At 55.2% G+C, this 22,463-nt stretch carries 27 protein-coding genes; all 27 read left to right on the top strand.

Annotation, left to right across the window (positions count from 1 at the left end; genetic code table 11):
* Positions 1-55 precede the first annotated feature (55 nt).
* The 27 genes from rplL to rpmD all read left to right on the top strand — a co-directional run bounded on the left by rplL (position 56) and on the right by rpmD (position 22,463).
* On the top strand, positions 56-421 hold the full coding sequence (gene rplL / locus JFT44_RS27000; protein WP_003210093.1) for a 50S ribosomal protein L7/L12: 366 nt from the start codon (positions 56-58) through the stop codon (positions 419-421).
* A 219-nt stretch (positions 422-640) separates the two neighbouring features.
* The gene (rpoB, locus tag JFT44_RS26995) at positions 641-4,714 is read left to right on the top strand and encodes a DNA-directed RNA polymerase subunit beta (RefSeq protein WP_053138310.1); all 4,074 of its coding nucleotides are present in this window, start codon (positions 641-643) and stop codon (positions 4,712-4,714) included.
* A 64-nt stretch (positions 4,715-4,778) separates the two neighbouring features.
* Positions 4,779-8,978, top strand: a complete 4,200-nt coding sequence (rpoC, locus tag JFT44_RS26990) for a DNA-directed RNA polymerase subunit beta' (RefSeq protein ID WP_057960765.1) — start codon at positions 4,779-4,781, stop codon at positions 8,976-8,978.
* Positions 8,979-9,195: 217 nt separating this feature from the next.
* Positions 9,196-9,567, top strand: coding sequence for a 30S ribosomal protein S12 (rpsL, locus tag JFT44_RS26985; protein WP_002555494.1), 372 nt, complete (start codon positions 9,196-9,198; stop codon positions 9,565-9,567).
* Positions 9,568-9,684: 117 nt separating this feature from the next.
* On the top strand, positions 9,685-10,155 hold the full coding sequence (gene rpsG / locus JFT44_RS26980; protein ID WP_002555493.1) for a 30S ribosomal protein S7: 471 nt from the start codon (positions 9,685-9,687) through the stop codon (positions 10,153-10,155).
* Positions 10,156-10,185: 30 nt separating this feature from the next.
* A complete protein-coding gene (gene fusA, locus JFT44_RS26975; RefSeq protein ID WP_029299268.1) occupies positions 10,186-12,291 on the top strand; it encodes an elongation factor G in 2,106 nt (701 codons plus the stop codon).
* A gap of 30 nt (positions 12,292-12,321) precedes the next feature.
* The gene (gene tuf, locus JFT44_RS26970; protein WP_003176426.1) at positions 12,322-13,515 is read left to right on the top strand and encodes an elongation factor Tu; all 1,194 of its coding nucleotides are present in this window, start codon (positions 12,322-12,324) and stop codon (positions 13,513-13,515) included.
* A 157-nt stretch (positions 13,516-13,672) separates the two neighbouring features.
* Positions 13,673-13,984, top strand: a complete 312-nt coding sequence (gene rpsJ / locus JFT44_RS26965; RefSeq protein WP_003186070.1) for a 30S ribosomal protein S10 — start codon at positions 13,673-13,675, stop codon at positions 13,982-13,984.
* Between the two features lie 81 nt (positions 13,985-14,065).
* Positions 14,066-14,701 carry a 50S ribosomal protein L3 gene (gene rplC, locus JFT44_RS26960; protein ID WP_065891200.1) on the top strand — a complete coding sequence of 212 codons (636 nt, stop codon included), beginning with the start codon at positions 14,066-14,068 and terminating at the stop codon, positions 14,699-14,701.
* Positions 14,702-14,713: 12 nt separating this feature from the next.
* Positions 14,714-15,316, top strand: a complete 603-nt coding sequence (gene rplD / locus JFT44_RS26955) for a 50S ribosomal protein L4 (RefSeq protein ID WP_057438746.1) — start codon at positions 14,714-14,716, stop codon at positions 15,314-15,316.
* On the top strand, positions 15,313-15,612 hold the full coding sequence (gene rplW, locus JFT44_RS26950; RefSeq protein WP_002555488.1) for a 50S ribosomal protein L23: 300 nt from the start codon (positions 15,313-15,315) through the stop codon (positions 15,610-15,612). Before rplD ends, rplW begins: the two co-directional genes overlap by 4 nt.
* Before the next feature lie 14 nt (positions 15,613-15,626).
* On the top strand, positions 15,627-16,451 hold the full coding sequence (rplB, locus tag JFT44_RS26945; protein ID WP_003176423.1) for a 50S ribosomal protein L2: 825 nt from the start codon (positions 15,627-15,629) through the stop codon (positions 16,449-16,451).
* A gap of 16 nt (positions 16,452-16,467) precedes the next feature.
* Entirely contained in the window at positions 16,468-16,743 is a 276-nt protein-coding gene (gene rpsS, locus JFT44_RS26940; protein ID WP_002555486.1) for a 30S ribosomal protein S19, read from the top strand.
* An 11-nt stretch (positions 16,744-16,754) separates the two neighbouring features.
* Positions 16,755-17,087: a 50S ribosomal protein L22 gene (rplV, locus tag JFT44_RS26935; RefSeq protein WP_003103908.1), complete on the top strand. Its 333-nt coding sequence runs from the start codon at positions 16,755-16,757 to the stop codon at positions 17,085-17,087.
* A gap of 13 nt (positions 17,088-17,100) precedes the next feature.
* Positions 17,101-17,787 (top strand): 30S ribosomal protein S3, encoded by a 687-nt coding sequence (rpsC, locus tag JFT44_RS26930; RefSeq protein WP_003176422.1) that lies wholly within the window; start codon positions 17,101-17,103, stop codon positions 17,785-17,787.
* A 12-nt stretch (positions 17,788-17,799) separates the two neighbouring features.
* Positions 17,800-18,213: a 50S ribosomal protein L16 gene (gene rplP, locus JFT44_RS26925; protein ID WP_003232424.1), complete on the top strand. Its 414-nt coding sequence runs from the start codon at positions 17,800-17,802 to the stop codon at positions 18,211-18,213.
* On the top strand, positions 18,213-18,404 hold the full coding sequence (rpmC, locus tag JFT44_RS26920) for a 50S ribosomal protein L29 (protein ID WP_002555481.1): 192 nt from the start codon (positions 18,213-18,215) through the stop codon (positions 18,402-18,404). Before rplP ends, rpmC begins: the two co-directional genes overlap by 1 nt.
* A gap of 2 nt (positions 18,405-18,406) precedes the next feature.
* On the top strand, positions 18,407-18,673 hold the full coding sequence (rpsQ, locus tag JFT44_RS26915; RefSeq protein ID WP_003176419.1) for a 30S ribosomal protein S17: 267 nt from the start codon (positions 18,407-18,409) through the stop codon (positions 18,671-18,673).
* Positions 18,674-18,696: 23 nt separating this feature from the next.
* A complete protein-coding gene (rplN, locus tag JFT44_RS26910; RefSeq protein ID WP_002555479.1) occupies positions 18,697-19,065 on the top strand; it encodes a 50S ribosomal protein L14 in 369 nt (122 codons plus the stop codon).
* Positions 19,066-19,076: 11 nt separating this feature from the next.
* Positions 19,077-19,391 carry a 50S ribosomal protein L24 gene (rplX, locus tag JFT44_RS26905; RefSeq protein ID WP_029299388.1) on the top strand — a complete coding sequence of 105 codons (315 nt, stop codon included), beginning with the start codon at positions 19,077-19,079 and terminating at the stop codon, positions 19,389-19,391.
* Between the two features lie 22 nt (positions 19,392-19,413).
* Complete coding sequence (gene rplE, locus JFT44_RS26900) at positions 19,414-19,953, top strand: 50S ribosomal protein L5 (protein ID WP_003210069.1); 540 nt, start codon at positions 19,414-19,416, stop codon at positions 19,951-19,953.
* 13 nt (positions 19,954-19,966) lie between these two features.
* A complete protein-coding gene (gene rpsN, locus JFT44_RS26895; protein ID WP_003176414.1) occupies positions 19,967-20,272 on the top strand; it encodes a 30S ribosomal protein S14 in 306 nt (101 codons plus the stop codon).
* 208 nt (positions 20,273-20,480) lie between these two features.
* Positions 20,481-20,873, top strand: a complete 393-nt coding sequence (rpsH, locus tag JFT44_RS26890) for a 30S ribosomal protein S8 (RefSeq protein ID WP_017848802.1) — start codon at positions 20,481-20,483, stop codon at positions 20,871-20,873.
* Positions 20,874-20,885: 12 nt separating this feature from the next.
* Positions 20,886-21,419, top strand: coding sequence for a 50S ribosomal protein L6 (gene rplF / locus JFT44_RS26885; RefSeq protein WP_003176412.1), 534 nt, complete (start codon positions 20,886-20,888; stop codon positions 21,417-21,419).
* Positions 21,420-21,429: 10 nt separating this feature from the next.
* Positions 21,430-21,780, top strand: coding sequence for a 50S ribosomal protein L18 (gene rplR, locus JFT44_RS26880; protein ID WP_003186037.1), 351 nt, complete (start codon positions 21,430-21,432; stop codon positions 21,778-21,780).
* Between the two features lie 3 nt (positions 21,781-21,783).
* On the top strand, positions 21,784-22,284 hold the full coding sequence (gene rpsE, locus JFT44_RS26875; protein WP_003186035.1) for a 30S ribosomal protein S5: 501 nt from the start codon (positions 21,784-21,786) through the stop codon (positions 22,282-22,284).
* Between the two features lie 2 nt (positions 22,285-22,286).
* Positions 22,287-22,463 carry a 50S ribosomal protein L30 gene (gene rpmD, locus JFT44_RS26870; protein WP_003176408.1) on the top strand — a complete coding sequence of 59 codons (177 nt, stop codon included), beginning with the start codon at positions 22,287-22,289 and terminating at the stop codon, positions 22,461-22,463.

The raw sequence follows: 22,463 nt of genomic DNA, 5'->3' as shown, positions 1-22,463 counted from the left end.
TTTTTGTTTATTTCGATGGCCGCGTAGGCCGTCCCCCAATTCAGGAAATACAGCAATGTCTATCTCCCAAGACGATATCCTCAACGCCGTAGCTGAAATGTCGGTTCTGCAGGTTGTTGAGCTGATCAAAGCTTTCGAAGAAAAATTCGGCGTTTCCGCTGCCGCTGCTTCCGCTGGCCCAGCTGTTGCTGCTGTTGCTGCTGAAGAGCAAACCGAATTCAACGTCATGCTGCTGGAAGCTGGCGAGAAGAAAGTAAACGTGATCAAGGCAGTACGTGAACTGACCGGTCTGGGCCTGAAAGAAGCCAAGGCTGTAGTTGACGGCGCTCCTGCCCAGGTTCTGGAAGCTGTGTCCAAAGACGCTGCTGACAAAGCCAAAGCAGTACTGGAAGAAGCAGGCGCTAAAGTCGAGCTGAAGTAAGCATCGACCTTGCGTTTCCAGCCCAAGCGTTAAGCTGAAGGCTGATGGCTGGTGGCTCTTGCCACCGGCCTTTTTCCGTTCTTGGCTGTCGACTCGGTCGCCGCCACTAACGCGCTGTAGCCACCCGATGCGGTGGTGCAAACCAAGGGGTTTGCAAGATTTTCTGGCTGCTCCCGTCGGGGGGGCCAAACAAGCAGGTGACCAAGCTGGGGAACGCTGATGGCTTACTCATATACTGAGAAAAAACGTATCCGCAAGGACTTTAGCAAGTTGCCGGACGTCATGGATGTCCCGTACCTTCTGGCTATCCAGCTGGATTCGTATCGTGAATTCTTGCAGGCGGGAGCGACCAAAGATCAGTTCCGCGACGTGGGCCTGCATGCGGCCTTCAAATCCGTTTTCCCGATCATCAGCTACTCCGGCAATGCTGCGCTGGAGTACGTCGGTTATCGCCTGGGCGAACCGGCATTTGATGTCAAAGAATGCGTGTTGCGCGGTGTTACGTACGCCGTACCTTTGCGGGTAAAAGTTCGTCTGATCATTTTCGACAAAGAATCGTCGAACAAAGCGATCAAGGACATCAAAGAGCAAGAAGTCTACATGGGCGAAATCCCATTGATGACTGAGAACGGTACCTTCGTTATCAACGGTACCGAGCGTGTAATCGTTTCCCAGCTGCACCGTTCCCCGGGCGTGTTCTTCGACCACGACCGCGGCAAGACGCACAGCTCCGGTAAGCTCCTGTACTCCGCGCGGATCATTCCGTACCGTGGTTCGTGGTTGGACTTCGAGTTCGACCCTAAAGACTGCGTGTTCGTGCGTATCGACCGTCGTCGCAAGCTGCCGGCCTCGGTACTGCTGCGCGCGCTCGGCTATACCACTGAGCAAGTGCTGGACGCTTTCTACACCACCAACGTATTCAGCCTGAAGGATGAAACCCTCAGCCTGGAACTGATTGCTTCGCGTCTGCGTGGTGAAATTGCCGTCCTGGACATCCAGGATGAGAAGGGCAAGGTCATTGTTGAGGCTGGCCGTCGTATTACTGCGCGCCACATCAACCAGATCGAAAAAGCCGGTATCAAGTCGCTGGACGTGCCTCTGGACTACGTCCTGGGCCGCACTACCGCCAAGGTTATCGTTCACCCGGCGACAGGCGAGATCCTGGCTGAGTGCAACACCGAGCTGAACACCGAGATCCTGGCAAAAATCGCCAAGGCCCAGGTTGTTCGCATCGAGACCCTGTACACCAACGATATCGACTGCGGTCCGTTCGTCTCCGACACCCTGAAGATCGACTCCACCAGCAACCAATTGGAAGCGCTGGTCGAAATCTATCGCATGATGCGTCCTGGCGAGCCACCAACCAAAGACGCTGCCGAAACCCTGTTCAACAACCTGTTCTTCAGCCCTGAGCGCTATGACCTGTCTGCGGTCGGCCGGATGAAGTTCAACCGTCGTATCGGTCGTACCGAGATCGAAGGTTCGGGCGTGCTGTGCAAGGAAGACATCGTTGCGGTCCTGAAGACTCTGGTCGACATCCGTAATGGTAAAGGCATCGTCGATGACATCGACCACCTGGGTAACCGTCGTGTTCGCTGCGTAGGCGAAATGGCCGAGAACCAGTTCCGCGTTGGCCTGGTACGTGTTGAGCGTGCGGTCAAAGAGCGTCTGTCGATGGCCGAAAGCGAAGGCCTGATGCCGCAAGACCTGATCAACGCCAAGCCAGTGGCTGCGGCGGTGAAAGAGTTCTTCGGCTCCAGCCAGCTCTCGCAGTTCATGGACCAGAACAACCCGCTCTCCGAGATCACCCACAAGCGCCGTGTTTCTGCACTGGGCCCGGGCGGTCTGACCCGTGAGCGTGCTGGCTTTGAAGTTCGTGACGTACACCCGACGCACTACGGTCGTGTTTGCCCGATCGAAACGCCGGAAGGTCCGAACATCGGTCTGATCAACTCCCTGGCTGCCTATGCGCGCACCAACCAGTATGGCTTCCTCGAGAGCCCGTACCGCGTGGTGAAAGACGCCCTGGTCACCGACGAGATCGTCTTCCTGTCCGCCATCGAAGAAGCTGATCACGTGATCGCTCAGGCTTCGGCCACGATGAACGACAAGAAAGTCCTGATCGACGAGCTGGTAGCTGTTCGTCACTTGAACGAGTTCACCGTCAAGGCGCCGGAAGACGTCACCTTGATGGACGTATCGCCCAAGCAGGTAGTTTCGGTTGCAGCATCGCTGATCCCGTTCCTGGAACACGATGACGCCAACCGTGCGTTGATGGGTTCCAACATGCAGCGTCAAGCTGTACCGACCCTGCGCGCTGACAAGCCGCTGGTAGGTACCGGCATGGAGCGTAACGTAGCCCGTGACTCCGGCGTTTGCGTCGTGGCTCGTCGTGGCGGCGTGATCGACTCTGTTGATGCCAGCCGTATCGTGGTTCGTGTTGCCGATGACGAAGTTGAAACTGGCGAAGCCGGTGTCGACATCTACAACCTGACCAAATACACCCGCTCGAACCAGAACACCTGCATCAACCAGCGTCCGCTGGTGCGTAAGGGTGATCGCGTTCAGCGTAGCGACATCATGGCCGACGGTCCGTCCACCGATATGGGTGAGTTGGCTCTGGGTCAGAACATGCGCATCGCGTTCATGGCGTGGAACGGCTTCAACTTCGAAGACTCCATCTGCCTGTCCGAGCGTGTTGTTCAAGAAGACCGTTTCACCACGATCCACATCCAGGAACTGACCTGTGTGGCACGTGACACCAAGCTTGGGCCAGAGGAAATCACTGCAGACATCCCGAACGTGGGTGAAGCTGCGCTGAACAAGCTGGACGAAGCCGGTATCGTTTACGTAGGTGCTGAAGTTGGCGCTGGCGACATCCTGGTCGGTAAGGTCACTCCGAAAGGCGAGACCCAACTGACTCCGGAAGAGAAGCTGCTGCGTGCCATCTTCGGCGAAAAAGCCAGCGACGTTAAAGACACCTCCCTGCGCGTACCTACTGGTACCAAGGGTACTGTCATCGACGTACAGGTCTTCACCCGTGACGGCGTCGAGCGTGATGCTCGTGCACTGTCCATCGAGAAGACTCAACTCGACGAAATCCGCAAGGATTTGAACGAAGAGTTCCGTATCGTTGAAGGCGCGACCTTCGAACGTCTGCGTTCTGCCCTGGTAGGCCACAAGGCTGAAGGCGGCGCAGGTCTGAAGAAAGGTCAGGATATCACCGACGAAATCCTCGACGGTCTTGAGCACGGCCAGTGGTTCAAACTGCGCATGGCTGAAGATGCTCTGAACGAGCAGCTCGAGAAGGCCCAGGCCTACATCGTTGATCGCCGCCGTCTGCTGGACGACAAGTTCGAAGACAAGAAGCGCAAACTGCAGCAGGGCGATGACCTGGCTCCAGGCGTGCTGAAAATCGTCAAGGTTTACCTGGCAATCCGTCGTCGCATTCAGCCGGGCGACAAGATGGCCGGTCGTCACGGTAACAAAGGTGTGGTCTCCGTGATCATGCCGGTTGAAGACATGCCGCACGATGCCAATGGCACCCCGGTCGACGTCGTCCTCAACCCGTTGGGCGTACCTTCGCGTATGAACGTTGGTCAGATCCTTGAAACCCACCTGGGCCTCGCGGCTAAAGGTCTGGGCGAGAAGATCAACCGTATGATCGAAGAGCAGCGCAAGGTCGCAGACCTGCGTAAGTTCCTGCACGAGATCTACAACGAGATCGGCGGCCGCAAAGAAGAGCTGGACACTTTCTCCGACCAGGAAATCCTGGATCTGGCGAAAAACCTGCGCGGCGGCGTTCCAATGGCTACCCCGGTGTTCGACGGTGCCAAGGAAAGCGAAATCAAGGCCATGCTGAAACTGGCAGACCTGCCAGAAAGCGGCCAGATGCAGCTGTTCGACGGCCGTACCGGCAACAAGTTCGAGCGCCCGGTTACTGTTGGCTACATGTACATGCTGAAGCTGAACCACTTGGTAGACGACAAGATGCACGCTCGTTCTACCGGTTCGTACAGCCTGGTTACCCAGCAGCCGCTGGGTGGTAAGGCTCAGTTCGGTGGTCAGCGTTTCGGGGAGATGGAGGTCTGGGCACTGGAAGCATACGGTGCTGCATACACTCTGCAAGAAATGCTCACAGTGAAGTCGGACGATGTGAACGGTCGTACCAAGATGTACAAAAACATCGTGGACGGCGATCACCGTATGGAGCCGGGCATGCCCGAGTCTTTCAACGTGTTGATCAAAGAAATTCGTTCCCTCGGCATCGATATCGATCTGGAAACCGAATAACACGTGACGCGAATCGAGAGCGGGGCAGTGATGCCCGCTCTCTGCTCCGCCAGGAGGAAAGGCCTTGAAAGACCTACTGAATTTGCTGAAAAACCAGGGTCAAGTCGAAGAGTTCGACGCCATCCGTATTGGATTGGCATCGCCTGAGATGATCCGTTCGTGGTCGTTCGGTGAAGTTAAAAAGCCGGAAACCATCAACTACCGTACGTTCAAACCTGAGCGTGACGGCCTGTTCTGCGCCAAGATCTTTGGCCCGGTAAAGGATTACGAGTGCCTGTGCGGTAAGTACAAGCGCTTGAAGCACCGTGGTGTGATCTGCGAGAAGTGCGGCGTTGAAGTTGCACTGGCCAAGGTTCGTCGTGAGCGCATGGCGCACATCGAGCTGGCTTCGCCGGTTGCCCACATCTGGTTCCTGAAATCGCTGCCGTCCCGTATCGGCTTGCTGATGGACATGACCCTGCGTGATATCGAACGCGTTCTCTACTTCGAGAGCTATGTCGTTATCGACCCAGGCATGACCACCCTTGAAAAAGGTCAGTTGCTCAACGACGAGCAGTACTTCGAAGCGCTGGAAGAGTTCGGCGACGATTTCGATGCCCGCATGGGTGCCGAAGCTGTCCGCGAACTGCTGCACGCTATCGACCTGGAGCACGAGATTGGCCGCCTGCGTGAAGAAATTCCGCAAACCAACTCCGAAACCAAGATCAAGAAGCTGTCCAAGCGTCTGAAGTTGATGGAAGCCTTCCAGGGTTCCGGCAACCTGCCAGAGTGGATGGTGCTGACTGTTCTGCCGGTTCTGCCGCCAGACCTGCGTCCGCTGGTACCGTTGGACGGTGGTCGTTTCGCGACGTCCGACCTCAACGACCTGTACCGCCGCGTGATCAACCGTAACAACCGCTTGAAGCGCCTGCTTGATCTGTCCGCTCCGGACATCATCGTGCGCAACGAAAAGCGTATGTTGCAAGAAGCGGTCGACGCCTTGCTCGACAACGGTCGTCGTGGCCGCGCTATTACCGGTTCCAACAAGCGTCCTCTGAAATCCCTGGCTGACATGATCAAGGGTAAGCAAGGTCGTTTCCGTCAGAACTTGCTCGGTAAGCGTGTTGACTACTCCGGTCGTTCGGTAATTACCGTAGGCCCGACCCTGCGTCTGCACCAGTGCGGTCTGCCTAAGAAGATGGCGCTTGAGCTGTTCAAGCCTTTCATCTTCGGCAAGCTGGAAATGCGCGGTCTCGCGACCACCATCAAAGCGGCCAAGAAAATGGTCGAGCGCGAACTGCCAGAGGTTTGGGACGTTCTCGCTGAAGTGATTCGCGAACACCCGGTCCTCCTCAACCGTGCACCGACCCTTCACCGTCTGGGTATCCAGGCGTTTGAACCGGTACTGATCGAAGGTAAGGCTATCCAGCTGCACCCTCTGGTCTGTGCTGCGTACAACGCCGACTTCGACGGCGACCAAATGGCCGTGCACGTACCGCTGACACTGGAAGCCCAGTTGGAAGCGCGTGCGTTGATGATGTCGACCAACAACATTCTGTCGCCAGCCAACGGTGAGCCAATCATCGTTCCGTCGCAGGACGTTGTATTGGGTCTGTACTACATGACCCGTGAAGCGATCAACGCCAAGGGCGAAGGTCGTGTGTTCGCTGACCTGCAAGAAGTTGACCGTGTGTTCCGTGCCGGCGAAGCCGCACTGCACGCCAAGGTCAAAGTGCGCATTCACGAAACCGTCAACGACCGTGACGGCGGCAGCGTGAGCAACACCCGTATCGTCGACACCACTGTCGGCCGTGCGCTGTTGTACCAGGTTGTGCCAAAAGGTCTGTCGTACGACGTCGTCAACCTGCCGATGAAGAAAAAGGCGATCTCCAAGCTGATCAACCAGTGCTACCGCGTGGTTGGTCTGAAAGAGACCGTGATCTTCGCTGACCAGTTGATGTACACCGGTTTTGCTTATTCGACCATTTCCGGCGTTTCCATCGGTGTTAACGACTTCGTTATCCCGGATGAAAAAGCCCGCATCATCAGTGCTGCTACTGACGAAGTGAAAGAGATCGAGAGCCAGTACGCCTCCGGCCTGGTAACCCAGGGCGAGAAGTACAACAAAGTGATCGACCTTTGGTCCAAGGCCAACGACGAAGTGTCCAAGGCAATGATGGCCAACCTCTCGAAAGAGAAGGTTATCGACCGTCATGGCGTGGAAGTCGATCAAGAGTCTTTCAACTCGATGTACATGATGGCCGACTCGGGCGCACGGGGTTCTGCTGCGCAGATCCGTCAGCTCGCCGGTATGCGTGGCCTGATGGCCAAGCCGGACGGTTCCATCATCGAAACGCCGATTACTGCGAACTTCCGTGAAGGTTTGAGCGTACTTCAGTACTTCATCTCTACTCACGGTGCTCGTAAAGGTCTGGCGGATACCGCGTTGAAAACCGCTAACTCCGGTTACCTGACTCGTCGTCTGGTAGACGTTGCACAAGATCTGGTTGTAACCGAGATCGATTGCGGCACCGAGCACGGCCTGCTGATGACTCCGCACATTGAAGGCGGTGACGTTGTAGAGCCGCTGGGTGAGCGCGTATTGGGTCGTGTTATTGCCCGTGACGTGTTCAAGCCAGGTACCGAGGAAGTTATCGTTCCTGCCGGCACCCTGGTGGATGAGAAGTGGGTCGAGTTCATCGAACTCAACAGCATCGACGAAGTGATTGTTCGCTCGCCGATCAGCTGCGAAACCCGCTACGGTATCTGCGCCAAGTGCTACGGCCGTGACTTGGCTCGTGGCCACCAGGTGAACATCGGTGAAGCGGTCGGCGTTATCGCTGCCCAGTCCATCGGTGAGCCGGGTACCCAGCTGACCATGCGTACGTTCCACATCGGTGGTGCGGCAAGCCGGACCTCCGCAGCCGACAGCGTTCAGGTGAAGAATGGCGGTACTGTCCGTCTGCACAACCTGAAACACGTTGAGCGAGTGGATGGCCACCTGGTTGCTGTGTCCCGTTCCGGTGAGCTGGCGATTGCTGATGACTTCGGTCGTGAGCGTGAGCGTTACAAGCTGCCGTACGGTGCTGTGATTTCGGTTAAAGAAGGTGACAAGGTCGACGCTGGCGCAATCGTGGCCAAGTGGGATCCGCACACTCACCCAATCGTTACCGAAATGAAAGGTACCGTGACCTACGTGGGCATGGAAGAAGGCATCACGATCAAGCGTCAGACTGACGAATTGACCGGTATGACCAACATTGAAGTACTCGACGCCAAAGATCGTCCAGCTGCCGGTAAAGACATCCGTCCTGCCGTGAAGATGGTCGATGACAACGGCAAGGATCTGCTGCTGCCAGGCACTGACGTTATCGCTCAGTACTTCCTGCCAGCCAACGCCCTGGTCGGTGTAGCGGATGGTGCGAAGATCGCGATCGGTGATGTTATCGCGCGTATCCCGCAAGAAACTTCGAAGACCCGTGACATCACCGGTGGTCTGCCGCGTGTTGCCGACTTGTTCGAAGCTCGTCGTCCGAAAGAAGCGTCGATCCTGGCTGAAGTCAGCGGCACCATCGCGTTCGGTAAAGAGACCAAGGGCAAGCGCCGTCTGGTCATTACCCCGAACGACGGTAGCGATCCGTATGAAGAGCTGATTCCGAAGTGGCGTCACCTGAACGTGTTCGAAGGCGAACAGGTAAACCGCGGCGAAGTTATCTCCGACGGTCCGAGCGATCCACACGACATCCTGCGTCTGCTGGGTGTGAGTGCGCTGGCCAAGTACATCGTTAACGAGATCCAGGACGTTTACCGTCTGCAAGGCGTGAAGATCAACGATAAGCACATCGAGACCATCCTGCGTCAGATGCTGCGTAAAGTTGAAATCGCTGAATCCGGCGATTCGAGTTTCATCAAGGGCGACCAGATGGAACTGACTCACGTACTGGTAGAAAACGAGCGTCTGGCAACCGAAGAGAAATTTGTTTCCAAGTTCACTCGCGTGTTGCTGGGTATCACCAAGGCGTCGTTGTCCACTGAGTCGTTCATCTCGGCGGCCTCCTTCCAGGAGACCACTCGCGTACTGACCGAAGCAGCGGTAACCGGCAAGCGCGATTACCTGCGCGGCCTGAAAGAAAACGTGGTTGTGGGTCGACTGATCCCGGCCGGTACCGGCTTGGCCTACCACAGCGAGCGTAAGCGTCGCCGTGAACTCGACAAGCCGCTGCGCGTAAGCGCCAGTGAAGTGGAAGCTGCACTGACCGAAGCGCTGAACTCTAGCGGTAACTGAGTTCTGCGATAAATAAGTCCGGGCCCTGGCAGCCCCGTTCGTCGGAACAAGACAGTTTTGTCGGGTTTCGATGGAGGGGGGAGGTCGGGGCCTTGCCTTGACTGGGGGCAAGATCCTCTTTAGACTCTTGTACCCCTAAATTTGGCGGGAATTCGTTCCTGCCATTTTGCTTTTCTTGCAAGACAATAGCGTCGCAAGACAACAGTGGAGCTAGTAGATGGCAACTATCAACCAGCTGGTACGTCAGCCGCGTAAGCGTATCGTCGAGAAATCCGACGTACCTGCGCTGCAGAACTGCCCGCAACGTCGTGGCGTATGCACTCGCGTGTATACCACTACGCCGAAAAAACCTAACTCGGCACTGCGTAAAGTATGCCGTGTGCGCCTGACCAACGGTTTCGAGGTTTCCTCGTACATCGGTGGTGAAGGTCACAACCTGCAAGAGCACAGCGTGGTACTGATCCGCGGCGGTCGTGTAAAAGACTTGCCAGGTGTTCGTTACCACACCGTACGCGGCTCCTTGGATACTTCCGGCGTTAAAGGTCGTAACCAGGGTCGTTCGAAGTACGGTACCAAGAAGCCTAAGTAGTAGCGGCTTTTTGTAAACTGAATCATCTTATTTTCTGAGTCGATAAGAGTAAGGTCGGAGGCGTCCCGCAAGGGCACCGATTCCGAACGAACCTGAAGACCGTTTGAGGGCTTATCCATGCCAAGAAGACGCGTAGCAGCCAAGCGCGAAGTGCTTGACGATCCAAAATACGGAAGCCAAATTCTGGCCAAGTTCATGAACCACGTGATGGAAAGCGGCAAGAAAGCCGTTGCCGAGCGTATCGTTTATGGCGCGCTGGAAAAGGTTAAAGAACGCAAGAACAGCGACCCCCTGGAAATCTTCGAGAAAGCTCTCGACGCCATCGCTCCGCTGGTCGAAGTGAAGTCGCGCCGTGTAGGCGGTGCTACTTACCAGGTTCCGGTCGAAGTTCGTCCGTCCCGTCGTAACGCCCTGGCAATGCGCTGGTTGGTAGACTTCGCCCGTAAGCGCGGCGAGAAGTCTATGGCTCTGCGTTTGGCCGGCGAGCTGTTGGACGCTGCTGAAGGTAAAGGTGCTGCTGTTAAGAAGCGTGAAGACGTGCACCGTATGGCTGAAGCTAACAAAGCTTTCTCGCACTACCGCTTCTAATCTTAGCTTCACTAATTTTGCGAGGGCTTTATGGCTCGTACTACTCCGATTAGCCGCTACCGTAACATCGGTATCGTTGCTCACGTGGATGCTGGTAAAACCACCACCACCGAGCGCGTACTGTTTTACACCGGCAAAAGTCACAAAATGGGCGAGGTGCATGATGGCGCCGCGACCACAGACTGGATGGTTCAGGAGCAGGAGCGTGGTATTACCATTACTTCTGCTGCTATTACCGCCTTCTGGAAAGGTTCTGCCAAGCAGTACAAGGACGAGCACCGCTTCAACGTAATCGATACCCCGGGCCACGTAGACTTCACCATTGAAGTTGAGCGTTCCCTGCGTGTACTCGACGGCGCGGTCGTTGTGTTCTGCGGTACTTCGGGCGTTGAGCCTCAGTCGGAAACCGTATGGCGTCAAGCCAACAAGTACGGTGTTCCACGTCTTGTTTACGTAAACAAGATGGACCGTGCTGGTGCGAACTTCCTGCGCGTGATCGGTCAGATCAAGCAGCGTCTGGGCCACACTCCGGTGCCAATCCAATTGGCTATCGGTTCCGAAGACAACTTCCAGGGCCAGATCGATCTGATCACCATGGAAGCCGTCTACTGGAATGACGCCGACAAAGGTATGGTTCCTGTTCGTAAGCCTATCCCTGCAGAATTGCAGGAGCTGGCTGACGAGTGGCGCAATAACCTGGTTGAGGCTGCTGCCGAAGCCAGCGAAGAGCTGATGAACAAGTACCTCGAAGGTGAAGAACTCACCAACGTGGAAATCAAGGCTGCTCTGCGTCAGCGTACTATCGCTGGTGAGATCGTCTTGGCTGTTTGCGGTTCTTCCTTCAAGAACAAGGGTGTTCCCCTGGTTCTCGACGCCGTTATCGACTACCTGCCTGCTCCAACTGACATTCCTGCTATCAAGGGTACTAACCCTGATAACGAGGAAGAAGAGATGGAGCGTCACGCTGACGACAGCGAGCCGTTCTCGGCTCTGGCGTTCAAGATCGCTACCGACCCATTCGTGGGTACCCTGACTTTCGTCCGCGTTTACTCGGGCGTGTTGGCCTCCGGCGACGGCGTGATCAACTCGGTCAAGGGCAAGAAAGAGCGTGTGGGTCGTATGGTGCAAATGCACGCAAACGCCCGTGAAGAGATCAAGGAAGTACGCGCTGGTGACATCGCGGCCTTGATCGGCATGAAGGATGTCACCACTGGTGAGACCTTGTGCGACGCTGCTAAGCCAATCATCCTGGTTCGCATGGACTTCCCGGAGCCGGTTATCTCGGTTGCCGTAGAGCCTAAGACCAAGGATGACCAGGAAAAAATGGGTATTGCACTGGGCAAGCTTGCTCAGGAAGATCCATCTTTCCGCGTCAAGACTGATGAAGAGACTGGTCAAACGATCATCTCCGGCATGGGCGAGTTGCACCTGGACATCCTGGTTGACCGGATGCGCCGTGAGTTCAACGTCGAAGCCAACATCGGTAAGCCTCAGGTTTCCTATCGTGAGCGCATCACGAAGAACTGTGAAATCGAAGGCAAGTTCGTTCGTCAGTCCGGCGGTCGTGGTCAGTTCGGTCACTGCTGGATCCGTTTTGCTCCTGCTGACGAAGGTCAGGAAGGTCTGCAATTCGTGAACGAAGTAGTAGGTGGTGTTGTTCCTAAGGAATACATCCCTGCTATCCAGAAGGGTATCGAAGAGCAGATGAAGAACGGTGTTGTTGCCGGCTATCCGCTGATCGGCCTGAAAGCAACCGTTTTTGACGGTTCTTACCACGACGTCGACTCCAACGAGATGGCGTTTAAGGTGGCTGCTTCCATGGCAACCAAGCAACTGGCCCAGAAGGGCGGTGGTGAGTTGCTTGAGCCAATCATGGCGGTAGAAGTTGTTACACCTGAAGACTATATGGGTGATGTCATGGGCGACCTTAACCGTCGTCGCGGCATGATCTTGGGTATGGAAGACACGGTTTCCGGCAAAGTGATTCGCGCCGAGGTTCCGTTGGGTGAGATGTTCGGTTACGCGACCGACGTTCGCTCCATGTCCCAGGGTCGCGCAAGCTACTCTATGGAATTCAAAAAATACAACACAGCTCCGGCGCACATCGCTGAAACTGTATCCAAAAAACAAGGCTGATTCAGTCCTTTAGGCAAGGAGTTAATTGTCGTGGCTAAAGAAAAATTTGATCGTTCCCTACCGCACGTCAACGTTGGCACTATCGGTCACGTTGACCATGGTAAAACCACTCTGACTGCTGCTCTGACTCGCGTTTGCTCCGAAGTATTCGGTTCCGCAATCGTTGATTTCGATAAAATCGACAGCGCGCCAGAAGAAAAAGCTCGTGGTATCACCATCAACACCGCGCACGTTGAATACAACTCGCTGATCCGTCACTACGCTCACGTTGACTGCCCAGGTCACGCTGACTATGTGAAGAACATGATCACCGGTGCTGCCCAGATGGACGGCGCAATCCTGGTTTGCTCGGCCGCTGATGGTCCGATGCCACAAACCCGTGAGCACATCCTGCTGTCCCGTCAGGTAGGCGTTCCGTACATCGTGGTTTACCTGAACAAGGCCGACCTGGTAGACGACGCTGAGCTGCTGGAACTGGTTGAGATGGAAGTGCGCGATCTGCTGAGCACTTACGACTTCCCAGGCGACGACACTCCGATCATCATCGGTTCTGCTCGTATGGCTCTGGAAGGCAAAGACGATAACGAAATGGGCACCACGTCCGTTCGTAAACTGGTTGAGACTCTGGACAGCTACATCCCAGATCCAGTTCGTGTTATCGACAAGCCGTTCCTGATGCCAATCGAAGACGTATTCTCGATCTCCGGTCGCGGTACTGTTGTAACTGGCCGTATCGAGCGCGGTATCGTCAAGGTTCAGGATCCACTGGAAATCGTTGGTCTGCGTGACACTACCGTCACCACCTGCACCGGTGTTGAAATGTTCCGTAAGCTGCTCGACGAAGGTCGTGCTGGCGAGAACTGCGGCGTTCTGCTGCGTGGTACCAAGCGTGACGACGTTGAGCGTGGCCAGGTTCTGGTTAAGCCAGGTTCGGTTAAGCCGCACACCAAGTTCGAAGCTGAAGTGTACGTGCTGAGCAAAGAAGAAGGCGGTCGTCACACTCCGTTCTTCAAAGGCTACCGTCCACAGTTCTACTTCCGTACTACTGACGTGACTGGTAACTGCGAACTGCCGGAAGGCGTTGAAATGGTAATGCCAGGCGACAACATCAAAATGGTTGTCACCCTGATCAAAACCATCGCAATGGAAGACGGTCTGCGCTTCGCAATCCGTGAAGGCGGCCGTACCGTTGGTGCTGGCGTTGTAGCTAAAATCATCGAGTAAGCATCTCTTCTGAGATAGCTTCGATGCTTTGAAAAGCCCCCGCTCAGCGGGGGCTTTTTTATTGGGTTGACACCTATCTGGGGCGTCTATAGAATTGCGCCTCCTTTTAACGGGCGCAGTGCGCTCGGTGGGAATAGCAGCCGGAGTCTGAAATCCAATGCAAAATCAGCAAATCCGTATCAGGTTGAAGGCTTTTGACCATCGCCTGATCGACCAATCCACCCAGGAAATCGTGGAAACCGCGAAACGTACTGGGGCACAAGTGCGTGGTCCTATTCCACTGCCTACCCGCAAAGAGCGGTTCACCGTTCTGGTCTCCCCGCACGTCAACAAAGACGCGCGTGACCAGTACGAGATCCGTACTCATAAGCGCGTTCTGGACATCGTCCAGCCAACGGATAAAACCGTTGATGCACTTATGAAGCTTGATCTGGCGGCCGGTGTGGAAGTACAGATCAGCCTCGGCTAAGACTCGGGTCTTAGTCGTGTAACGCTCTGAAATGGGCGGCCATAGCGGGTGAAAGCCCCGTACACTCATGAGGTTTACAACATGACTATTGGTGTAGTCGGTCGTAAATGCGGTATGACCCGTATTTTCACCGAAGAAGGTGTCTCCATTCCGGTCACGGTCATTGAGATCGAGCCGAATCGCGTCACCCAGTTCAAAACTGAAGAAACCGATGGCTATCGTGCAGTGCAAGTCACTGTCGGCGAGCGTCGTGCTTCGCGCGTGACTGCTGCTCAAGCAGGTCACTTCGCTAAAGCAAACGTTGCAGCTGGTCGTACTGTTATGGAGTTCCGTCTTGAAGATGGTGACTACCAGGCTGGCGATCTGATCAGCGCTGAAATCTTCGCCGCTGGTCAACTGGTTGATGTAACCGGTCAGTCCAAGGGTAAAGGCTTCCAGGGTACGATCAAGCGTTGGAATTTCCGTGGCCAAGACAACACTCACGGTAACTCCGTTTCCCACCGCGTCCCGGGCTCTATTGGCCAGTGCCAGACTCCTGGTCGTGTATTCAAGGGCAAAAAAATGTCCGGTCATATGGGCGCTGAGCGCGTGACCGTGCAGTCCCTCGAAGTAGTGCGCGTCGACGCTGAACGCAATCTGTTGTTGGTCAAGGGTGCTGTTCCTGGCGCTACTGGCGGCAACCTGGTTGTACGTCCAGCGGCCAAGGCTCGCGGTTAAGGGGAAGCTGACATGCAATTAAATGTAAATGACGCTCAAGCGATCGAAGTTTCCGAACTGACATTTGGCGGCGAATTCAACGAGACGCTCGTTCACCAAGCAGTCGTGGCCTACATGGCCGGCGGCCGTCAAGGTAGCAAGCAGCAAAAGACCCGTTCCGACGTTCGTGGTGGCGGTAAGCGCCCTTGGCGTCAGAAAGGTACTGGCCGTGCTCGTGCCGGTACTATCCGTAGCCCAATCTGGCGTGGCGGCGGTACCACTTTCGCAGCTCGTCCACAGGATCACTCTCAGAAGCTCAACAAGAAGATGTATCGCGCAGCACTGCGCTCCATCCTTGCTGAACTCGTGCGTACTGATCGTCTGGTCGTGGTTCAGGACTTCGCTGTTGAAGCGCCGAAAACCAAAGATCTGCTGAACAAGCTGAACGGCATGGGTCTGACTGATGTCCTGATCGTGTCTGAAGCTGTTGATCAGAACCTGTACCTGGCTGCTCGCAACCTGCCACACGTTGATGTACGTGACGTGCAAGGTTCCGATCCAGTTAGTCTGATCGCATACGACAAGGTGTTGATCACCGTGTCGGCCGTGAAGAAATTCGAGGAGCTGCTGGGATGAACCAGGAACGCGTATTTAAAGTTCTGCTTGGCCCGCACGTTTCCGAAAAGGCTACGGTTCTGGCTGACAAGAAAGGCCAGTTCGTTTTCAAGGTTGCAACTGACGCAACCAAGCTGGAAATCAAGAAGGCCGTCGAAAGCCTGTTCAGCGTGAAAGTAGAGCGTGTTACTACCCTGAATGTTCTGGGTAAGAGCAAGCGCACTGCTCGCGGTCTGGGCAAGCGTAATGACTGGAAGAAGGCAGTTATCTCCCTTCAGCCAGGCCAAGATCTCGATTTCAGCAGCAGTGCTGAGTAAGGAAGGGGTGCATCATGGCAATCGTTAAATGCAAACCGACTTCCCCTGGCCGCCGTTTTGTGGTCAAGGTGGTCAACCAGGAGCTGCATAAAGGCGCTCCTCACGCACCGCTGCTCGAGAAGAAATCGAAGACTGGTGGTCGTAACAACAATGGTCGCATTACCACTCGTCACATCGGTGGTGGCCATAAGCAGCATTATCGTCTGGTCGATTTCCGTCGCAACGACAAAGATGGCATCTCTGCCACTGTCGAGCGTATCGAATACGATCCAAACCGTACTGCTCACATCGCTCTGCTGCTGTACGCAGATGGCGAGCGTCGCTACATCATCGCGCCTAAAGGCGTGAGTGCTGGCGACCAGCTGATCGCAGGTGCCCTGGCACCGATCAAGCCGGGCAACGCTCTGCAACTGCGTAACATTCCAGTTGGTAGCACCGTACACGGCATCGAATTGAAGCCAGGTAAAGGCGCACAGATCGCTCGTTCCGCTGGTGCTTCGGCTCAGCTGATCGCTCGTGAAGGTGTCTACGTGACCCTGCGTCTGCGTTCTGGTGAGATGCGTAAAGTACTGGCTGAATGCCGTGCGACCCTGGGCGAAGTCTCGAACTCCGAGCACAGCCTGCGTTCGCTGGGTAAAGCTGGTGCCAAACGCTGGCGTGGCGTTCGCCCAACCGTTCGTGGTGTTGCCATGAACCCGGTTGACCACCCACACGGTGGTGGTGAAGGTCGTACCTCTGGTGGTCGTCATCCGGTATCGCCATGGGGCTTCCCGACTAAGGGCGCGAAGACTCGTGGTAATAAGCGTACCGACAAAATGATCGTCCGTCGTCGCAAGTAAATAGAGGGATACGACAGTGCCACGTTCTCTGAAAAAAGGTCCTTTTATTGATCTTCACCTACTGAAGAAGATCGAAGTGGCGGCGGAAAAGAACGATCGCAAACCAGTTAAGACCTGGTCGCGCCGTTCTATGATCCTGCCACAAATGGTCGGTTTGACCATCGCAGTACACAACGGTCGTCAGCACGTCCCAGTTCTCGTTAACGAAGACATGGTCGGCCACAAACTGGGCGAGTTTGCCGGTACCCGCACTTATCGTGGGCACGTGGCAGACAAGAAAGCCAAGCGTTAAGGGGTTAGGAAATGGAAGTAGCCGCTAAGTTGTCGGGCGCTCGAATCTCCGCCCAGAAAGCCCGCTTGGTCGCCGACCAGATCCGCGGGAAGAAGGTGGGCGAAGCGCTCAACCTGTTGGCTTTCAGCAGTAAGAAAGCCGCCGAGATCATGAAGAAAGTGCTGGAGTCGGCCGTAGCCAACGCCGAGCATAACGAAGGCGCAGACGTTGATGACCTGAAGGTCAGCACCGTTTTCGTCAACGAAGGGCGTTCGCTGAAGCGTATCATGCCGCGTGCCAAAGGCCGTGCTGATCGCATCGTCAAGCGGTCTTGCCATATCACTGTCAAGGTTGCTGACAAGTAACGGAGTCGAAGAGATGGGTCAGAAAGTACATCCCATTGGCATTCGCCTGGGAATCGTCAAGGAGCACACCTCCGTCTGGTACGCAGACGGTCGGACTTATGCGGACTATTTGTTCGCTGATCTGAAGGTGCGTGAGTATCTCCAAGACAAACTAAAAAGCGCGTCCGTAAGCCGTATCGATATCCATCGTCCGGCGCAAACTGCACGTATCACCATCCACACCGCTCGTCCAGGTATCGTTATCGGGAAGAAAGGTGAAGATGTTGAGAAACTGCGTCAGGACCTGACCAAGCAAATGGGTGTGCCTGTGCACATCAATATCGAAGAGATCCGCAAGCCGGAGCTCGACGGTATGCTGGTTGCGCAGAGCGTAGCTCAGCAGCTGGAGCGCCGCGTAATGTTCCGTCGTGCTATGAAGCGCGCTGTACAGAACGCCATGCGCATTGGTGCCAAAGGCATCAAAATCCAAGTGAGCGGTCGTCTCGGCGGTGCTGAAATCGCACGTACTGAATGGTATCGCGAAGGTCGTGTGCCATTGCACACCCTGCGTGCCGACATCGACTATGCCAACTACGAAGCTCACACCACTTACGGTGTGATCGGTGTAAAGGTTTGGATCTTCAAGGGCGAAGTAATTGGTGGTCGCCAAGAAGAACTGAAACCACAAGCACCAGCGCCTCGTAAAAAAGCTGCTAAGTAAGGGGTACGCCAAATGTTGCAACCTAAGCGTACGAAGTTCCGCAAGCAGATGACAGGCCACAACCGTGGTCTGGCTCAGCGCGGTAGCAAAGTCAGCTTCGGCGAGTTCGCGCTGAAGTCTGTAGCTCGTGGTCGTCTCACCGCTCGTCAGATCGAGTCAGCGCGTCGTGCTCTGACCCGTCACGTTAAACGTGGCGGCAAGATCTGGATCCGTGTATTCCCGGACAAGCCGATCTCCAAAAAACCTCTCGAGGTTCGGATGGGTAAAGGTAAGGGTAACGTGGAATACTGGGTAGCCCAGATTCAGCCAGGCAAAGTCCTGTATGAAATCGAGGGTGTAACTGAAGAGCTGGCGCGTGAGGCTTTTGCCCTGGCTGCTGCAAAGCTGCCGCTCGCCACCGCCTTTGTTAAACGGACGGTGATGTGATGAAAGCGAATGAACTTCGTGAAAAATCCGCACAGCAGCTGAACGAGCAACTGCTCGGCCTGCTGCGCGACCAGTTCAATCTGCGTATGCAGAAAGCAACTGGCCAGTTGGGGCAGTCTCATCTGCTCTCGCAAGTTAAGCGTGACATCGCTCGCGTGAAGACTGTGCTCAACCAGCAGGCAGGTAAGTGATCATGGCTGAAGCCGAAAAGACTGTCCGTACGCTGACTGGCCGTGTTGTCAGCGACAAGATGGACAAAACCATCACCGTTTTGATCGAGCGTCGCGTTAAGCACCCGATCTACGGTAAATATGTTAAGCGTTCGACTAAGCTGCACGCGCACGACGAAACCAATCAGTGCCACATCGGCGACAAAGTCACTATTCGTGAAACTCGTCCGCTGGCCAAGACCAAGTCTTGGGCACTGGTTGATGTTCTCGAACGCGCTGTGGAAGTCTAAGGACTAGGGGTCGGAGAAATTATATGATTCAGACTCAATCCATGCTCGATGTGGCCGATAACAGCGGCGCTCGCCGTGTTATGTGCATCAAGGTGCTGGGTGGCTCCCATCGTCGTTACGCTGGTATCGGTGACATCATCAAAGTTACCGTGAAGGAAGCAATTCCTCGCGGTAAAGTGAAAAAAGGCCAAGTGATGACTGCTGTTGTAGTCCGCACTCGTCACGGCGTACGTCGTGCTGATGGCTCCATTATCCGCTTTGATGGCAACGCTGCTGTTCTTCTGAACAACAAGCAAGAGCCGATCGGCACCCGTATCTTTGGGCCAGTGACCCGTGAACTTCGTACTGAGAAGTTCATGAAGATCGTCTCGCTCGCCCCAGAAGTGCTGTAAGGAGATCCGACATGCAAAAGATTCGTCGTGACGACGAGATCATCGTGATCGCCGGCAAAGACAAAGGTAAGCGCGGTAAGGTGCTGAAGGTTCTTGCTGATGACCGTCTGGTCATTGGTGGTCTGAACCTGGTCAAGCGTCATACCAAGCCTAACCCCGCGTCGGGCGTACAGGGCGGTATCGTCGAGAAAGAAGCGCCATTGCACGCTTCTAACGTCGCCATCTTCAACGGCGAAACCAACAAGGCTGACCGCGTTGGTTTCAAAGTAGAAGACGGTAAGAAAATTCGTGTCTTCAAGTCGACCCAAAAAGCGGTTGATGCTTGAACACTGCTAGGTAGATAAGACCATGGCACGACTAAAAGAGATTTACCGGAAGGAAATCGCTCCGAAGCTTAAGGAAGAACTTAAGCTTTCGAACGTGATGGAAGTTCCGCGCGTTACCAAAATCACCCTGAACATGGGTCTGGGCGAAGCGATCGGTGACAAAAAAGTCATCGAGCACGCTGTTGCTGACCTGGAAAAGATCACCGGTCAAAAAGTCGTTGTGACTTACGCTCGGAAATCCATCGCTGGCTTTAAAGTCCGTGAAGGTTGGCCGATCGGTGTCAAAGTGACTCTGCGCCGTGAGCGTATGTACGAGTTCCTGGATCGTCTGCTGTCGATCTCCCTGCCTCGGGTTCGCGACTTCCGCGGCCTGAATGCCAAGTCCTTCGATGGTCGTGGTAACTACAGCATGGGCGTGAAAGAGCAGATCATCTTCCCGGAAATCGACTACGACAAGATCGATGCTCTCCGCGGTCTGGACATCACCCTGACCACCACTGCCAAGAACGATGATGAAGGCCGCGCTCTGCTGCGTGCGTTCAAATTCCCGTTCCGCAACTGATTGGAGTAGGACCATGGCCAAGATGAGCATGAAAAACCGCGAGCTGAAGCGTCAGCTCACGGTTGCCAAGTACGCCAAGAAGCGTGCAGCACTGAAAGCTATCATCGTTGATCTGAACGCAAGTCCAGAAGCGCGTTGGGAAGCTACAGTAGCTCTGCAGAAGCAGCCACGTGACGCAAGCGCTTCGCGCATGCGTAACCGCTGCCGCCTGACCGGTCGTCCGCACGGCGTTTACCGCAAGTTCGGCCTCGGCCGTAACAAACTGCGTGAAGCGGCAATGCGTGGTGACGTACCTGGTCTGGTTAAAGCCAGCTGGTAAGTACTTTCGAAGTCTCGGTGGCCAGGATCGCAAGATACTGACCGCCGGTGGCCTAGAATCTGGAACAAGCCCCTTTTGGGGCTTGTTTCATTTCCGGAGTGTGTCTAAAATACGCGGCTCGCCTGAGCCCGTGTGTTTTATGCCCGGAGATTCTCGGTGACATATGTAGCCGCAAGGCTAATTTTTTTGTATTAGGAGCGTCTAGCCCATGAGTATGCAGGACCCGTTAGCGGACATGCTAACTCGTATCCGTAATGCCCAGATGGCTGAAAAGTCCGTCGTAAGCATGCCATCTTCCACGTTGAAGGTAGCTGTTGCCAAAGTCCTGAAAGACGAAGGCTACATTGCGGGTTATCAGATCAGCAGCGAAATCAAGCCACTGCTGTCCATCGAGCTGAAGTACTTCGAAGGCCGTCCGGTCATCGAGGAAGTGAAGCGCGTTAGCCGTCCAGGCCTGCGTCAGTACAAGTCCGTTGAAGATCTGCCGAAAGTTCGTGGCGGTCTTGGCGTGTCTATCGTCTCCACCAACAAAGGTGTGATGACGGATCGTGCTGCGCGCGCTGCCGGTGTCGGCGGCGAAGTTCTTTGCACTGTGTTCTAAGGGGGGATAAGCATGTCTCGCGTCGCTAAGAACCCCGTTAAGCTGCCAGCCGGTGTCGAAGTAAAATTCGCAGGCCAACAGCTTTCGGTGAAGGGTGCCAAGGGTACTCTTGAACTGAACATCCATTCGTCCGTTGAGATCGTTGAAGAAGCTGGTGAGCTGCGTTTCGCTGCTCGCAATGGCGATCAACAAACTCGCGCAATGGCCGGTACCACGCGTGCGTTGGTAAACAACATGGTCCAAGGCGTAAGCCAAGGCTTCGAGCGTAAGCTCCAGCTGGTCGGTGTTGGTTACAAAGCGCAAGCAAAAGGCACGGTTTTGAACCTGGCCCTTGGCTTCTCGCACCCAGTGGATTACGAACTGCCGGAAGGCATCACCGCTGAAACTCCTAGCCAGACCGATATCCTGATCAAGGGCATCGACAAGCAGCTGGTAGGTCAAGTGGCTGCCGAGATCCGCGACTTCCGTCCACCAGAGCCGTACAAAGGCAAAGGTGTGCGCTACGCGGACGAAGTCGTCCGTCGTAAAGAAGCCAAGAAGAAGTAGGGCATAGCAAATGACCGACAAAAAAGTTACTCGACTGCGTCGCGCTCGCAAAGCACGCCTGAAAATGCACGAACTCGAAGTCGTGCGTCTCTGCGTGTTCCGCTCGTCGCAGCACATCTACGCCCAGGTCATCTCGGCCGACGGCAACAAAGTCCTGGCAAGCGCCTCGACTTTGGATAAAGAACTGCGTGATGGTGCCACTGGCAACATCGACGCGGCCACTAAGGTTGGCCAGTTGGTCGCTACGCGTGCTAAGGCCGCTGGCGTCTCGCAAGTGGCTTTCGACCGCTCTGGCTTCAAGTACCACGGCCGCGTTAAAGCGCTGGCTGATGCTGCTCGTGAAGCTGGGCTGGAGTTCTAAGTTATGTCAAATAACGACCAAAAGCGCGACGAAGGCTACATTGAGAAGCTGGTTCAAGTTAACCGCGTAGCCAAAACCGTTAAAGGCGGCCGTATCTTCACCTTCACCGCGTTGACCGTGGTTGGTGATGGTAAGGGCCGTGTTGGCTTCGGCCGTGGCAAGTCGCGTGAAGTGCCTGCTGCGATCCAGAAGGCAATGGAAGCTGCTCGTCGCAACATGATCCAAGTTGACCTGAACGGCACCACTCTGCAGTACGCAATGAAGTCCGCTCACGGCGCTTCGAAGGTGTACATGCAGCCTGCTTCTGAAGGTACCGGTATCATCGCTGGCGGCGCTATGCGTGCTGTCCTCGAGGTTGCAGGTGTTCAGAACGTTCTGGCCAAGTGCTACGGCTCGACTAACCCGGTAAACGTGGTTCACGCCACTTTCAAAGGTTTGAAAGCTATGCAATCTCCTGAATCCATTGCCGCCAAGCGTGGCAAAAGCGTCAAGGAGATCTTCTGATCATGGCTACCGTTAAAGTAACGCTGATCAAAAGCATGACCGGCCGCATCCCTAACCACAAATTGTGCGTTAAGGGTTTGGGTCTGCGTCGCATCGGTCACACTGTAGAAGTCCAGGATACTCCCGAGAATCGCGGGATGATCAACAAGGCTTACTACATGCTGCGTGTCGAGGGTTAA

Origin of the sequence: Pseudomonas sp. MF5691, from assembly GCF_016405645.1 — a bacterium.
GTDB classification, from domain to species: domain Bacteria; phylum Pseudomonadota; class Gammaproteobacteria; order Pseudomonadales; family Pseudomonadaceae; genus Aquipseudomonas; species Aquipseudomonas shahriarae.
The sequence above is the reverse complement of the archived record's forward strand: the minus strand, read 5'-3'. Positions and strand labels throughout refer to the sequence as shown.